At 56.1% G+C, this 14,164-nt stretch carries 12 protein-coding genes; 4 read left to right on the forward strand and 8 right to left on the reverse strand.

Annotated features, from left to right (window positions below):
* Window positions 1–127: 127 nt before the first annotated feature.
* Window positions 128–1,588, reverse strand: coding sequence for an aldehyde dehydrogenase (locus tag ACR0B3_RS11890; RefSeq protein WP_480809263.1), 1,461 nt, complete (start codon window positions 1,586–1,588; stop codon window positions 128–130).
* Window positions 1,589–2,527 carry a succinylglutamate desuccinylase/aspartoacylase family protein gene (locus tag ACR0B3_RS11895; protein WP_480809264.1) on the reverse strand — a complete coding sequence of 313 codons (939 nt, stop codon included), beginning with the start codon at window positions 2,525–2,527 and terminating at the stop codon, window positions 1,589–1,591.
* Window positions 2,528–2,738: 211 nt separating this feature from the next.
* Between ACR0B3_RS11895 and ACR0B3_RS11900 the strand changes: the two genes are divergently transcribed.
* Genes ACR0B3_RS11900 through ACR0B3_RS11910 form a run of 3 tightly spaced genes read left to right on the forward strand, consistent with a single transcriptional unit; the run spans window position 2,739 to window position 4,950 of the window.
* Window positions 2,739–3,833, forward strand: a complete 1,095-nt coding sequence (locus ACR0B3_RS11900; protein WP_480809265.1) for a pyridoxal phosphate-dependent aminotransferase — start codon at window positions 2,739–2,741, stop codon at window positions 3,831–3,833.
* A complete protein-coding gene (locus ACR0B3_RS11905; protein WP_170723274.1) occupies window positions 3,833–4,381 on the forward strand; it encodes a decarboxylase in 549 nt (182 codons plus the stop codon). The genes ACR0B3_RS11900 and ACR0B3_RS11905 overlap by 1 nt, the downstream gene beginning before the upstream one ends.
* A complete protein-coding gene (locus ACR0B3_RS11910; protein WP_480809266.1) occupies window positions 4,378–4,950 on the forward strand; it encodes a thiamine pyrophosphate-dependent enzyme in 573 nt (190 codons plus the stop codon). The genes ACR0B3_RS11905 and ACR0B3_RS11910 overlap by 4 nt, the downstream gene beginning before the upstream one ends.
* On the opposite strand, the gene ACR0B3_RS11915 is transcribed toward ACR0B3_RS11910, so the two are convergent.
* From ACR0B3_RS11915 to ACR0B3_RS11935, 5 genes are all read right to left on the reverse strand, one after another.
* Entirely contained in the window at window positions 4,937–5,827 is an 891-nt protein-coding gene (locus tag ACR0B3_RS11915; RefSeq protein WP_480809267.1) for a LysR substrate-binding domain-containing protein, read from the reverse strand. The two genes, ACR0B3_RS11910 and ACR0B3_RS11915, sit on opposite strands and share 14 nt — an antisense overlap.
* A gap of 100 nt (window positions 5,828–5,927) precedes the next feature.
* A complete protein-coding gene (locus ACR0B3_RS11920; protein ID WP_480809268.1) occupies window positions 5,928–6,509 on the reverse strand; it encodes a helix-turn-helix domain-containing protein in 582 nt (193 codons plus the stop codon).
* A gap of 142 nt (window positions 6,510–6,651) precedes the next feature.
* On the reverse strand, window positions 6,652–7,431 hold the full coding sequence (locus tag ACR0B3_RS11925; protein ID WP_480809269.1) for a carnitinyl-CoA dehydratase: 780 nt from the start codon (window positions 7,429–7,431) through the stop codon (window positions 6,652–6,654).
* 3 nt (window positions 7,432–7,434) lie between these two features.
* Complete coding sequence (locus ACR0B3_RS11930; RefSeq protein ID WP_480809270.1) at window positions 7,435–9,450, reverse strand: acetate--CoA ligase family protein; 2,016 nt, start codon at window positions 9,448–9,450, stop codon at window positions 7,435–7,437.
* A 7-nt stretch (window positions 9,451–9,457) separates the two neighbouring features.
* Complete coding sequence (locus tag ACR0B3_RS11935; RefSeq protein ID WP_480809271.1) at window positions 9,458–10,618, reverse strand: acyl-CoA dehydrogenase family protein; 1,161 nt, start codon at window positions 10,616–10,618, stop codon at window positions 9,458–9,460.
* A gap of 97 nt (window positions 10,619–10,715) precedes the next feature.
* Between ACR0B3_RS11935 and ACR0B3_RS11940 the strand changes: the two genes are divergently transcribed.
* Complete coding sequence (locus tag ACR0B3_RS11940) at window positions 10,716–11,633, forward strand: GlxA family transcriptional regulator (RefSeq protein WP_480809272.1); 918 nt, start codon at window positions 10,716–10,718, stop codon at window positions 11,631–11,633.
* On the opposite strand, the gene ACR0B3_RS11945 is transcribed toward ACR0B3_RS11940, so the two are convergent.
* Complete coding sequence (locus tag ACR0B3_RS11945) at window positions 11,630–14,065, reverse strand: GcvT family protein (RefSeq protein ID WP_480809273.1); 2,436 nt, start codon at window positions 14,063–14,065, stop codon at window positions 11,630–11,632. The two genes, ACR0B3_RS11940 and ACR0B3_RS11945, sit on opposite strands and share 4 nt — an antisense overlap.
* Window positions 14,066–14,164: the final 99 nt, after the last annotated feature.

Below are 14,164 nucleotides of genomic sequence, written 5' to 3' on the forward strand. Positions count from 1 at the left end.
ATGACATCAATGTATTCATAACGCCGCACACATGTCAAAAAGTTATAATAGGATGGATGGGTATTTGGTGCGGAACAACGGGCTGAAACGTTAATATGGCCTTGGGCCGAGGCGTATGCACCCGCCATTACGGAAACGGATCAGGAACGGGCGCGGTGCCAGTCCAGATGGACTTTGCCTGTAAGTAGTCCTTGATCGCGTCCGGCCCTAATTCGCGTCCATATCCTGACAGCTTTACGCCGCCAATCGGGCTGCCGGGATCGACGCTGCGATAGTGGTTGATATAGACTGTGCCGGACAAGATGGCCCCGGCCACCCGCGCGCCTGTGGCTGAATCCGCTGTCCAGACTCCAGCGGCCAAGCCATAATCACTGTCATTGGCAAGATCGATTGCTTGGCCTTCGGATTCGAATGTGGTGATGGCCAGAACCGGGCCGAACACTTCTTCGTGCCAGATCTGCATATCCCGAGTGACCTGATCAAAAATAGTTGGGCCAACATAATATCCTGAACGACCCGCCGCTGTTTCAACGCCATCAAGCAGACAAATTGCACCTTCTGCCTTCGCCTGCGCAATCATCTCGGTGACTTTACGCAGATGCGGCTGGTTCGCCAGCGGCGCGATCTGAGTGGTTGGATCCATCGGATCGCCCAACTTTAGCGCCCGGGCACGATTCAGCAATCGTGATACAAACCTGTCTTTGATCGAGGCCTCGACGATCAACCGCGACCCAGCAACGCAGGTTTGCCCATTCGATAGAAAGATCCCCGACATCACGCCGTTTACAGCGTTCTCAAGATCGCAGTCTGCAAACACAATCTGCGGGGATTTTCCGCCTAGCTCGAGCGTGGTGGGAGTAACGTGACACGAAGCTGCTTCAGCCACTTTGCGCCCACCAGCGTCTGAGCCTGTGAAGCTTACTTTGCGAGTCAATGGATGCCGCACCAATGCCTCTCCAACTTCATGGCCCAGTCCGGTTACGACGTTCAATACTCCGGGCGGTAGTCCAGCCTCAGTCATCAACCGCGCAAATTCGAGGGTCGAGGCCGACGCCATTTCAGAGGGTTTCACAACCACTGTGTTGCCGGCAGCTAAGGCCGGGGCGAGCTTCCATGCAAGGATCATGAGGGGGGAGTTCCACGGTGTAATGGCGACCACCACGCCATAGGGCAGCCAATGCCCTGTGCTCGTCACGCCGGGGGTGGCGTTGTTTTGTTTTACGGGGGCAAGTGCGCGTACCTCGGACGCAAAATGGCGATACCAACTGTGCAATCCAGAAAACTGGCCGCGCACTTCGGTGATTCGTTTGCCGTTGTACCGGATTTCTGGTTCAACCAGCTCTTCCCAGCGCTCCTGCAGCGTTTCAGCCAACCTATCAAGCATATCAGCACGCCCCGCCGAGCCCAGATCTGTCCACGGACCGTTGCGGAATGCGTGGTCAGCATCGCGGATCGCTGCATCGGCTTCTGCCGCGCCACATCGGGCGATGCGGCTCCATTCCCGGCCATCTGCCGGATTAATGCTGGCGATCGTATCGCCCTGCCAAGGAAGAAATCTGCCCGAGATAAATGGAGTATATGTTCGCATCTAATTGCTGTCTGTTACGTCCTGTGCAACCAGCGCTAAAAGGTCGCCACGCCGCACCATGCCGCGATTGCCATGCGCCAGCACAAAGCCGCTATTGGTGAATTTCTGTTCAAGCGCCGACCTGCCCGGATCGTCAGCAAAGCGTAGATATCCGGCAAGATCGCCCGCTTGCACCTCTTGGCCCGCTGATACACATCGATCAAACAACCCGTCTGCTGGGGCGTAGAGTGAATCAAGAGGCGAAGTGATTTCGACCTGACGCGCCGACGTCGGGGCGGGGAGGGTTTCATCAAGTATCCCCAAATACGTCAGACAGCGCAGTAGCCCGGCTTCTGCGGCGTTCACGATTTCAGGGGTCACATTGCCGCCGCCGCCCAGTTCAGTCGCGATCATTGGCACCCCCGCGCGGGCGGCGGCCGAATTGACCGAGCGATTGTCGTTGTGCTCACCCAGCATCCAGATCAGAGGGAGTCCAAACGTATTTGCTAGATCAATGTTCGCTTGGGTCAGGCCAGCGTCCGCACATCGCGATGCCAGAGCACAAGGCGCAAAGACCGAGGCTTTTCCCCCTGAATGCAGGTCAATTGCTGCATCTGCGCGCGGCAGAACTACGGTTTCGACAAAATGGGCGATCATCGCAGTGGGGCCACCATTCGGATCGCCAGGAAAGGCGCGATTCAGGTTTTGCCCGTCCAGCGGCGAAACTCGCGAAGATATTGCCAGCGCGGGGGCATTCAGCGCAGGCATCAAGATAACCTGCCCAGACAATTGTTCCGGTTTCAACTTCTCGGCCAACCGCAGAATTGCCGCCGGACCTTCAAACTCATCCCCATGTGTTCCGCCCAGGATCAAAACTGTGGGCCCCTCTGATCCGCGCAAACTGAGGATCGGGATGGGATGATAGCCAAGTGGTATAGAATTATCCGACCATTTCAGCATCACATCCCCCGCATGTAGGCCAGGCGAGTCCAGATCGATTGTTAACTGAAGTCTGCTTTTTTGCGAGGTTTGCGTTTCGGCCATGACAGTCCGTATTGCTGAAGAACGCAGCCTTTGTAGCATAATATTATTGCAAGTGTTATGAAAATATATGATCAATATGTGATATAAAGTTGATAACCGAAGCGAACGACAAGCCCCGGGGAATCCAATGGTCGTAGCCCGAGCGAAAATGGGAATAGAAAATATTGCACCGCATATGAAAAGCTCGGTGATTGAGGGGTGTACGCCTGCGTCCATTCTATTGAACTCGAATGAAAGTGCCTTTGGTCCCAGCCCAACTGCGCGTGCGGCAGCGCGGGCCGCGATGAGCGATATCGAGCGATATCTTGAGAATCCCGACAAAATTCTTGCACCTGCCATCGGTGCGCATTTCGGCCTTGATCCTTCGTTGATTACAACCGGGCAAGGGTCGGATGACTTATTGGCACGCCTGGCCCGGGCTTATCTGGGCCCGGGGACCGAGCTGATACGCAGCGCAAATGGCTATCTGAAAGTGCCAAACTATGCGTATGCCAACGATGCTAACGTGATCTCGGTGCCAGATGATATGTATAAGCCTTCAGTTGATCGGATGATTGCGGCGCTGACGGATAAAACGCGTATCGTGTATCTGGCCAATCCCGAAAACCCGGCTGGAACCTACCTTAGCGGGGCCGAAGTGCGACGATTGTACGCCGCGCTTCCAGGCAACGTATTGCTGGTGATCGATGCGGCATATGAAGAATATGTTGATGCTGAAGATTACGAACCTGCACACAGGTTGGTGGAAGACGCCAGCAACGTTGTCATGTGCCGAACGTTTTCAAAAATCTATGGCCTAGCGGGCGCACGAGTCGGATGGTTATTCGGACCATCGGACGTTGTTGATACAGCCCGCCGGATTGCTCTGACCTTTCCGGTTGCATCATCTTCTGCAGCCGCAGCCATCGCAGCTCTTGATGACCGGGTGCACACGCAATTTGTGTACGAGGCCAATCGTAGGGGACGTAATTGGATTACTTCAGAATTGCAGGCCTTAGGTTTGCCGATTGTGCCCAGCCAAACAAACTTTCTGCTGGTTCATTTTCCCGATCCAGAAAAGTCAGCCGAAGCGGTTGAACGGTTCCTGCGCCTAAAGGGAATCGCCGTGCGCCGCTTCGCATCACCTGCCTACAAGGACTATATCCGTATCACTATTGGCCAATCTCATGAGCTAACTGCGGTAAGGGATGGCATTGCCGAGTTTCTGGAGGGCGCAGAATAATGGGCGCGGCGATCCATCCGGCAAGTGATGCAGCCGCCATCGCTCATCCGTCAGGTGTGGAAATCATCGCGCGGATCAAAGCCTCGGGTATCCGAGAGATTGTTGCGCTGCCTGACATAGTGACCAGCGACGGGTTGCTCTGGCCGATCTCAAATGACCCCGAATTTCGACTGACGCGTATCTGCAAAGAGGATGAAGGTGTCAGCATCTGTGCGGCAATGTCCTATAACGGAACCCGTGCCTTGCTGATGATGCAGCAGACAGGACTGATGGATTCACTGAATGCCATCCGTGCAATTGGTATGGATTATGAACTGCCTGTCGTGATGATGGTTGGGTTGCAGGGAAAGGAACCTGATGTCCATCCTGATCAATCTGCGTCTTATGGAGTGCGGATCATCCGTCCTGTGCTGGATGCGATGGCGATATCGCATTCGCTGATCGAAGAGCCTGAAGATATTGAACATATTCCTCAGGCAGTTGCGGCGGCCTATGCCGGGTCACACCCTCATATCTTTCTGATTGGCCGCACTCCGGAGGTTCAATGATCATAGATCGCGACACCGCGCTGAGCGCGTTGATCCCACATGTCCGCGAACGTGATATCGTGGTCGCCGTGTATCAAAGCTGTTTTGACTGGCTGCACCTGAATCCACGTGACCTGAATTATGTGGCTGTTGGGGCGATGGGGCAGGCGAGTTCGCATGGGCTGGGTTTGGCTCTGGCCAATCCGGATCGGAGGGTGATCGTGCTGGATGGGGATGGCAGCCTGCTGATGAATCTGGGTTCACTGGTCACGATTGCCGCCGCCAGCCCGGCCAATCTGTATCATTTTGTGGCGACGAACCGTGTGTATGAGGTAAATGGCTCACACCCACTGCCCGGTGCCGACCGAGTTGATTTTGTCGGCTTCGCCCGCTCAGCCGGGTATGTCGGATCGCAGGGTTTCAGCGAGTTGGACCTGTTCAAAGATGCGTTGCCTCACATATTGGCTACGCCTGGTCCGCAATTTATCTCAATGGAGGTTCGGGCGGGAAAACCTTATCCGCGTGATTATGGCTATATTCATAGCGCGGAGGCCCGGCAGACGTTTCGAACAGCGCTCAATCAGAGCTGAGCGTTTCTTTTGCAAGGTTTAGAAAGATCTGCGCGACCGTCGAAAGGGGCCTGTTTTTTGACCAAAAGAGAACTGTTTGAAAGTTCAACGGCGCGGCAAATGGGCGGGTGATACACCCCGGGATCATTCCCGAATGCCCTTTTGACATACCAACAATCGAAACGCCAAGCCCACGCGCAACCAACCGGCAGACACCGTCGGTTGTGCGGGTCTCATATTTCATGCTGCGCGATATGGACTTGGCCTCGAAAAAGCGGTCAACTTCAAACCGGAAACGCGACGATCCCATGTAGGAGACATAGCTTTCATCGGCCAGATCACGCGCTTGAATAACCGCTTTGTCAGTCAGCCGATGCCCTTCTGGCAGAACACAGTGCACATCATCATCCGCTAGCATCAGGCTGTCGAAGGAGGGGTTTGATGGAATGCTTGATGTAATCCCAAAGTCATAATTCTGCGACACCAGCCATTCGACGGAATCATCGTTGGCCTCAAATTCGAGCCGGGCCATGGCTTCTGGACAGGCAGAGGCAAAGGCGCGGATCAGATCCGGGGCCAGTTCCGAAGCAAAGGCTGGTGTGGTCACCAAACTAAGCCGCGCATGGCCAAAGTTACCAATCGCCTGTGCCGCTTGCTTGATATGCTCCATGCCGCTGACTGCCTGGCGCACTTCTTCAACCAGAAGGCGCGCCTCGTCCGTTGGGACAAGCACCCGGCCAGAGCGTTGGAATAAGGCAAATCCAACTTCGGCTTCTAGATCGGACAGCAGACGGCTAACCGCAGGCTGCGAAATGCCCAGCATGGTCGCGGCTTCCGTCACGGTCCCGGTGGACACGACGGTTCGGAAAGCATCGACCTGTCGGAAGGTAATCTTCATGTCAAAGGTATTTCCATTACCGAGCATCTTTCGCAAGTTGTTTTAAGCACCACGGTCTTGGCAGTGCCAACGTAATCGAAATCGTTGCACCCACGCCGCTTCAATGTGGGCGTGTTGATACGGTAATAAACTCTATTTCATCCGATAGGATTTCTCGGACCCCGTGTGGAAGCTTTGCATCAAAGCTAAGTGTGTCACCTGCCGACATCGGAAACTCTTCGGTTCCACAGCCATACGTCGCATTCCCCTCGATCATATAGATAAAGACGTAACCTTCATGCTGATAGTTCGGCAGCGTATTTTGGTCTTGTTTTGATATGCGGATTCGAGCGGACTGAAATGACCCGCTGGGCCCGCTGTGCTTACCCAATAGAGAATAGTCATGTGCGTGATCTTGTGTAATCCGACGCGAGGGCAGGCCTGTGCCTGACGGCACATGATGCACATCTGCCGCCGTGTCTGTATGACTGAACAACGCCATCAATGAGACCGAAAGCGCATCTGACAAAGCGTGCAAAGTGCCGAGTGAAGGCGACACGTGACCGTTTTCGATCCGGCTGATCATGGGGGCAGACACTTTTGCCTGGGCGGCAAGCTCGGTGACAGTGAGGTTCCGCTCTTGCCGTAATCGCTGCAAGGTGCGCCCGATCTCAAGCTCTGGTTCTGATTTCTTGTCCTGCATAGGGCCGCTTTGAAGCTACATCATATGTATAAACTTAGCTGTGGCCTGAATCGCGGATTAAGGAAAGCAGGTTCTGAGTAAAATTGCCTCATCACATTGGTGCCAATCTGCGCCAATGTGATGGGCGCTGTTGTATCGATCCCTATTTTCCCTTCCAGACCGGTTCGCGTTTTTCGGCGAAGGCCTTTGCCCCTTCAAGCTGATCCTCGCTGGAATAGAGAATATCAACCGTGCGCAGCTTTCGATTGGTTATACGATTCATTGCGTCCTGGAACTTGCTGTCTTCGGCATCGCGCACGACCTCTTTTATGGCTGCATAAACAAGCGGCGGGCCAGATGCGAGCAATCTCGCCAGCTCCCAAGCACGATTCATCAATTGATCGGCGGGCAGGATTTCATTGACCAAACCCCAGCGGTGGCCCTCTTCGGCATCAAACCAACGTCCGGTCAACAAAAGCTCCATGGCAATTTGATAAGGGATGCGCTTGGGCAGCTTGACGCTTGCCGCATCCGCAACAGTGCCTGACCGGATTTCAGGCAGGGCGAAGGTTGCATGTTCGGCGGCCAGGATCATATCGGCTGAGATAGCAAGTTCCAGCCCGCCGCCGCAGGCGATCCCATTGATCGCGGCGATCACCGGCTTGTTCAGATCACGCAGCTCTTGCAGACCACCGAATCCACCAACGCCATAGTCCCCGTCAACCGCGTCACCATCGGCGGCGGCCTTCAGATCCCAGCCGGGGCAAAAGAACTTCTCGCCCGCGCCGGTCAGAATGGCGACGCGCAGCTCGGGATCATCGCGAAACTCGGCAAACACTTGCCCCATGATGCGGCTGGTTGCCAGATCGATCGCGTTGGCCTTGGGCCGGTCCAGTGTCACCTCAAGGATTGCACCGTCGCGGCGGGTCTTGATCGGGTCCATATGTCAGGCCTTTCTGATAAGGGCGTCCACTGCAACCGCCTTGGTCGGCGTGCAGAGAAGCGGGTTGATTTCGACCTCTCCGAGCGTATCGGCATGTTGCACGACATAGCTCTGAACGGCCAGAACAGCATTGATAATTTCATCCAGATCAGCCGCTGGCTGACCACGATAGCCAGATAGAAGAGGTGCGATTTTCAGCGCGCCAAGCGCCTCGCGAATGTCGTCCGAGGTCGCCGGGATCAGCAGCGATGCGGTATCGCGCAATATCTCGGTCAGGACGCCACCCGCGCCGAGGGTCAGAACAAACCCATGGGCGGGATCGCGCACAACACCGACCAGCAGTTCGGCCACGGCATCGGTGACCATCTCTTCGATGAGAATCTCGTCGGTTCCAATCTCTGCCGCAACTTTCGCCACATCAGAGGCCGGCACACCCAATCTCACTGCGGCATGCTCAGACTTGTGGGCAAGACCAACGCCTTTGACGGCGAATGGGGCCTCCATCTCGTGGGCGGCCTGAATCGCATCTTCTGCGCAAAGGATCGAACGGTTCCGAGGTACACGCAAACCATGTCCAACCAGCGCCTGTTTGGCTTCCGCTTCGGTCAAAGTGCGGTTGGCTTCTTGCCCGCCCGGCAAGCAAAGTTGGTCCGTTGCTGGCGGCGCGATCTGAGCCGCCGCACGTATGGCGGCAAGCGCTTCGCGTAGGCCCATAAACGGTACTACTCCACCCGCCATCAAAGCTTGCGCAACATCGTCGGGCAGCAACTCGGGCAGGGTAGAGGCCACGGCAAAGCGCGCATCTGTCTCTTCTCGCACCTTTAGGGCTGCGCGCGTCGCACAAGCCCAATCCGTTGAATCGGTGGTTGGGTAATCCACGATCGAAATGGTCAGATCGATGTCTTCCCCGGTCATCCCGGCCCAGGCTTTCGCCATCGCTTCTTCATCGCGCCAGATATATGTGTGATAGTCCAGCGGGTTGTTCAGCGCGACCATCGGACCAAGCGCGTCCCGCAGTTGGGTTTGTTTGTCTTTGGTCAGCTTCGGAAATGTAAGCCCGGTGCCCACCGCCATGTCTGCGACTAGACTGGCTTCACCACCTGAACAGCTGATCGAAGCAATATTGGTGCCTGACAGTGGTCCACAACAATGCAGCAGCTTCAGTGTTTCCAGAAACTCAGGCAGGGAAGACAAGCGCGGGATGCCGAGTCGATTCAATAACGCTTGCGCACCCGCATCGCTGCCCGCCAGTGACGCTGTATGTGAAACCGTTGCCGCTTGCGCCTGTTCGGACACACCAACCTTGAGCGCGATCAGGGGAACTCCTTTTTCATAGGCCTTGGCAGCCAGAGTTTCCCATTCGCGGATATCCTTGAATCCTTCGATATGCAGACCAACCGCCGTGACCCGCGAGTCATCGATCAACGCCATCGCAATCTCGGCCTGGCTGGTCTGCGCCATGTTCCCGCAGGCCACCATATAGGCAATTGGCAGAGCACGTCGCTGCATCGTCAGGTTGATTGAGATGTTCGAGCTTTGGGTCAGAATGGCAACGCCGCGATCCACGCGCGACGCCCCATGCTGGTCGGGCCACAACAGCGCACCGTCCAGCGCATTGATAAAGCCATAGCAGTTCGGCCCAAGAATGGGCATGCTTCCTGCTGCCTTGATCAGCTCGGATTGCAGGTCTCCACCCGTCTCGTCCTCAGCCACAGCTTCCGAAAAGCCTGAGGCAAAGCAAACTGCCCCGCCGCTGCCCATGCCCGACAGAACCCGAACCGCCTCAAGCGTCGCGTGGCGGTTGATGCCAACAAAGGCCGCATCCGGAGCCGAAGGCAGGTCTGCTAACCGTGCATAGGCTTTGTGACCGGCGATTTCATCCGCTTTGGGATGCACGGGCCAAATCTTCCCCGCATAGCCCATACGTTCAGATTGCAAAACAATCTGTTGGCACCATGTGCCACCGCCGATCACGGCGATGGAGCTTGGTCGCAGAAGGCGAGAGATGTCTTTGTTCATTGACGCCTCAGGCACCCAGAGGCCGCAGCAGATCGCGGCTGATAATATGACGTTGGATTTCGCTGGTGCCATCCCAGATGCGCTCAACCCGGGCATCGCGCCAGAACCGCTCGATCGGGAAGTCATCCATCAGACCCATACCGCCATATATCTGCAACGTCGTGTCCGTTACCCGCGCCAGCATTTCAGAGGCGTACAGTTTGGCCGAAGCAATTTCACGGTTCGATGGCAGGTTCTGGTCCAGACGCCACGCGGCTGACAGGGTTAACCAGTCGGCGGCGTCAATTTCGGTGATCATGTCCGCGATTTGAAAGCTGACGCCCTGGAACTTACCAATCGGCTGGCCGAACTGCTTACGCTCAGCCGCATAATTCAACGCATAGTCAAAACAGCGTCGCGCCCGTCCTACCGAGAAGGCGGCAACTGTTAGGCGTGTCGCATAAAGCCATTCGTTCATTACTGCGAAACCGCCGTCGACCTCGCCCAAAACCTGCGCATCTGGCAGGCGGCAATTGTCGAAGTACAGAATATAATTCTTGTATCCTTTGTGGCTGACCGAATTATACCCCTCGCGCACTTCAAAGCCCGGCGTGCCGCGATCTACAAGGAATGTGGTGATGCGTTTCTTTGGGCCTTTCGGGGTCTCGTCCACTCCGGTCGCGATGAACACGATAAAGAAATCTGCGTGCTCTGCGCCTGAAATGAAGTGCTTTGATCCGTTGACGACCCAGTCGCCGCCATCCTTTACGGCCTGACATTTCATTCCCCGCACGTCCGAGCCCGCATCCGGTTCGGTCATCGCAAGTGCGTCCATCTTCTCGCCGCGCACGGCCGGCAACAGATAGCGTTCGCGCTGCTCGTCGTTGCATGCCATCAGGATATTCTGTGGGCGACCGAAGAAATGGGTCAAAGCCATCGAACCGCGACCAAGCTCACGCTCGACCAGAGTGAAATCGAGGTGGGACAGACCCGCACCGCCGACCTCTTCAGGGAAGTTGCAGGCATAAAACCCGAGATCGATACATTTCCGCTTGATCTCTTCGCCCAGTTCCAGCGGCACCTGACCGGTCCGTTCAACCTCGGCCTCGTGCGGATAGATTTCATTCTCGACAAAGCTGCGCACGGTCGAGACGATCATATCCTGTTCTTCAGATAAGCCAAATTGCATAGCGCGGATTCCCTAGATGTCTGAATGGGAAGGAAACCGCATTGTTCGCGCATTTGACATGCGGTATTCGTGAATTATCGTGCAGGATTAGAATAAATTGACTCAGACCTATAACTTTTTGCTGTTCGACGGGTTCTCGAACCTATGCCTTGCCAACATGGTCGAGCCGCTGCGCGCCGCGAACACTTTGGCGGGTCAGTATCTATATGCTTGGCAGTTCTATTCGCCGGATGGCGCGCCTGTTCAAAGCTCCAGTGGACTGCAAGTGGCACCTCAGGGTGCGATGAGGGATGCGGCGGGTGATACGCTGATCGTCATGCCGTCATACGGATTTCTGGAGCATTCCGTCTCTGATACGCTGCGTGCTTTGCGTCGGGTTGCTACCCGACATTCCCGGCTGGCAGGTCTGGATACCGGAAGCTGGTTGCTTGCTGATGCTGGCCTGCTCGAGGGGCATCGCGCAACCATTCATTGGGATGAACTTTCGCGGTTCGAAGAGGCATTTCCAGATGTCGAGGTGGTTCAAGAACGCTTCGTGATCGATCGTAAGCGCATCACGTGCTCGGGCGCTATGGCCGCATACGATCTGGCCGCAGCGCTGATCCTCGCGGATCATGGGCCATTGCTGTCAATGGAGGTCGCCCATCTTCTGATGAACCGTGGTGAGCCAAACTCTGCTTCGCCGCAGATTAAATCCGAAGACAGGTTGGTGAACCGGGTACTTGACCTGATGCAGAACACCTTGGACGCCCCACTTTTGATCAAGGACATAGCGCGACAGCTGGGCTGTTCGCAAAAGACCGTTGAAATTCGCGTGCTGGCCGAGATGGGCGTAACACCGCAGGCGCTCTATCGTCGATTGCGTCTGAACCTTGCGCGTAAGTTGGCCGTCGAAACGCAACAATCCGTCGCCGAAATTGCCAGCCGCTGCGGGTACGAAAACCCAAGCGCCATGACGCGGGCGTTTCGGGCGCAGTTCGGGCAACCTCCGACAGCGTTTCGCAGCCGAAGTTAGCTGCGCACGCGCGACAAGTCCGGGTCATAAGGGGACGGCGCGATCACTTCGACGCCGACCAACTCACCACACAAATCAAGCTGCATCTTGCTACCAAGTTCCGAAACGTCCGGGTCCACAAAGCCATAGGCGAGGTTCGTTCCGGTCCGATGGCCCCATTCGCCCGACGTAATTGTACCAACGACCTTGCCCTCCGACATCAACGAAGCACCCCCATGCGCAGGCGCTTTGGCCGTGTCGAGCTTCAGGCTCACCAGTTTCTTTTTCGGGCCGTTTTCATGGCGTTTCATCAATGCGTCCCGGCCCACGAAATTGCCCTTTTCCAGTTTCACGAACCGATCCAAACCCGTCTCAAACGGATCAAATTCAGTGAGCAGGTCAGCCTTCCAATGCAGGAAGCCCTTTTCCATTCGCATGGAGTCGACGGCACGAGCACCGAACAGCTTCATGTCATAAGCTTCACCCGCCTTTCGCAATGCAAGATAGGCGGAATAGAGCGAAGCATTTGGGACGTGGATCTCGAAAGCCAACTCCCCTGAGAAGCTGATGTTCAGAACAGTTGCCGGTGCGAAACCGACAAAGCACTCACGTACCGAGAGCCATGGAAAGGCGTCTCGCGACCAATCTCCTCGGGCGCAGGCTGACAGCACGTCGCGGGATTTGGGCCCGGACAGAATCAATATTGTCTGATCATTGGTGAGCGGCCGGATTTGCACATCTTCGCCTCCGCGCAGATGTGCCTGTAACCAGTCCATGTCGTGATACTCACTGGCCGCTGCTGAGCCGTACCAGACCCGCGCCGGGCCGCGATCGCTGGCGGGCAGGTTGGCGATTGTGGCCTCAGCTTTGATCATGCCGTGGTGGTTCAGCAGATAACCAAGGCCAACCCGCCCGTCGCGCTTCGTCACTGCGCCGCACATCATCCGCTCCAGAAATGCGTGCCGGTCGGCCCCGGTTATTTCCAACCGATTGAAGCCGTTGACCTCGGCCAGACCGACGCTGCTTTGCAGGTTTCCGATCTCTGCCGCTACGACATCAAAGGTTTCATCAAAATCGAAGCTTAAGGATGGATGAAAGTCTGGGGCGGGCTTGATGTAGTCAACCCGCTCCCAGCCGTTGACCACAGTGAACTCAGCCCCTTCGGCGGCGAGTATCGGGGTTAACGGAGTGGTTTTTGCAGGCCGACCAGCGGGCCGGTGTTCGTGCGGAAAGTGGAAGCGGAATTCGTTCTGATAGTCTTCAATGGCTTTCAGCGCGGTCAGTTCCACATTGGTGTGGCCCGTGAACCGGCGCGGATCAAGGCACCAGGTGTCATAGCAGGCTTCGCCGTGAACAATCTGCTGTGCCAGCAACCAGCCATGGCCACCACCTTCGCCCAGACCCGCGCGCAGGCCGATGATACAGAAGGCGTTGCGCTTGCCGGGGATCGGCCCGACCAAAGGTGCGCCGTCAATTGTGTAAGTAATCGGCCCGTTTACGACGGTGTGGATGCCGACCTCCATTAGCGCGGGCATACGGGCAAACGCGCCTTCCAGCACGTCCGTCACACGGTCCAGATCATCGGGGCAAAGCGCGTTGACAAAGTTCGGGTCAATCCCGTCCATGCCCCAGGTTTTGCAATCCTGTTCGTAGAACCCGACCAGCAACCCGTTCTTTTCCTGTCGGCAGTAATAGTCACTGATCGGGCAGCGCAACAGGGGCATCCGGTGTCCGGCGTCTCGGATCGCGGCAATCTCTTCGGTCAGGAAATACTGATGCTCCATCGAGGCAACAGGATGATGCACCCCCATCATCGCGCCCACCTCGTTGACCCTATAGCCACAGGCATTGACCACGATATCGCAGTCGATGTCGCCATGTTCCGTGTGCACCGTCCATGTGTCGTCTTTATGCTGGGTCAGCGCTGAAACCGGAGTATTGCGATAAACTTCTGCCCCGGCCTTTCGCGCACGCCGCGCCAACGCCTGACACAGCTGAGCCGGATCGATGTCGCCATCCAATGGATCCCAGAGGCCACCCAGCAAGTTGTCCGTCGAAATCAGCGGGTGTCGGCGCGCGCATTCTTCGGCATCGATAACTTCAAAATGCACATCCATGCCGCGCGCCATTGAGGTAAAGTGGTGATACCCCTGCATCTGCTCAGGCGTATTGGCAAGTCGGATTCCTCCATCTCCGTGGTGGTAGTTGATCGGATAATCCGGGTCTTCAGCCAGTTCCTTGTACAGGTTGATCGAGTGGGCCTTTAGCCCGACCATGGTCTGGTTCATGCCGAAATTGGTCACCTGCGCGGCCGAATGCCAGGTTGTACCACTGGTCAGCTCATTGCGTTCGACAAGTACAACATCGGTCCATCCTTCTTGGGTCAGATGGTACAACGTTGAACAACCGGCGATACCGCCGCCAATGACGACAACCTTGGTGCGCGATTTCATGAAGAATCCTCCGGCTCGTTTGCATGGGATTAGCCTGTTCCACGAAGCCGACCACAAGGGGCGATGCATTAGTGGCAACTTATCGAAAATAAAAACTCA

Source organism: Ruegeria sp. CE9 (genome assembly GCF_056537425.1).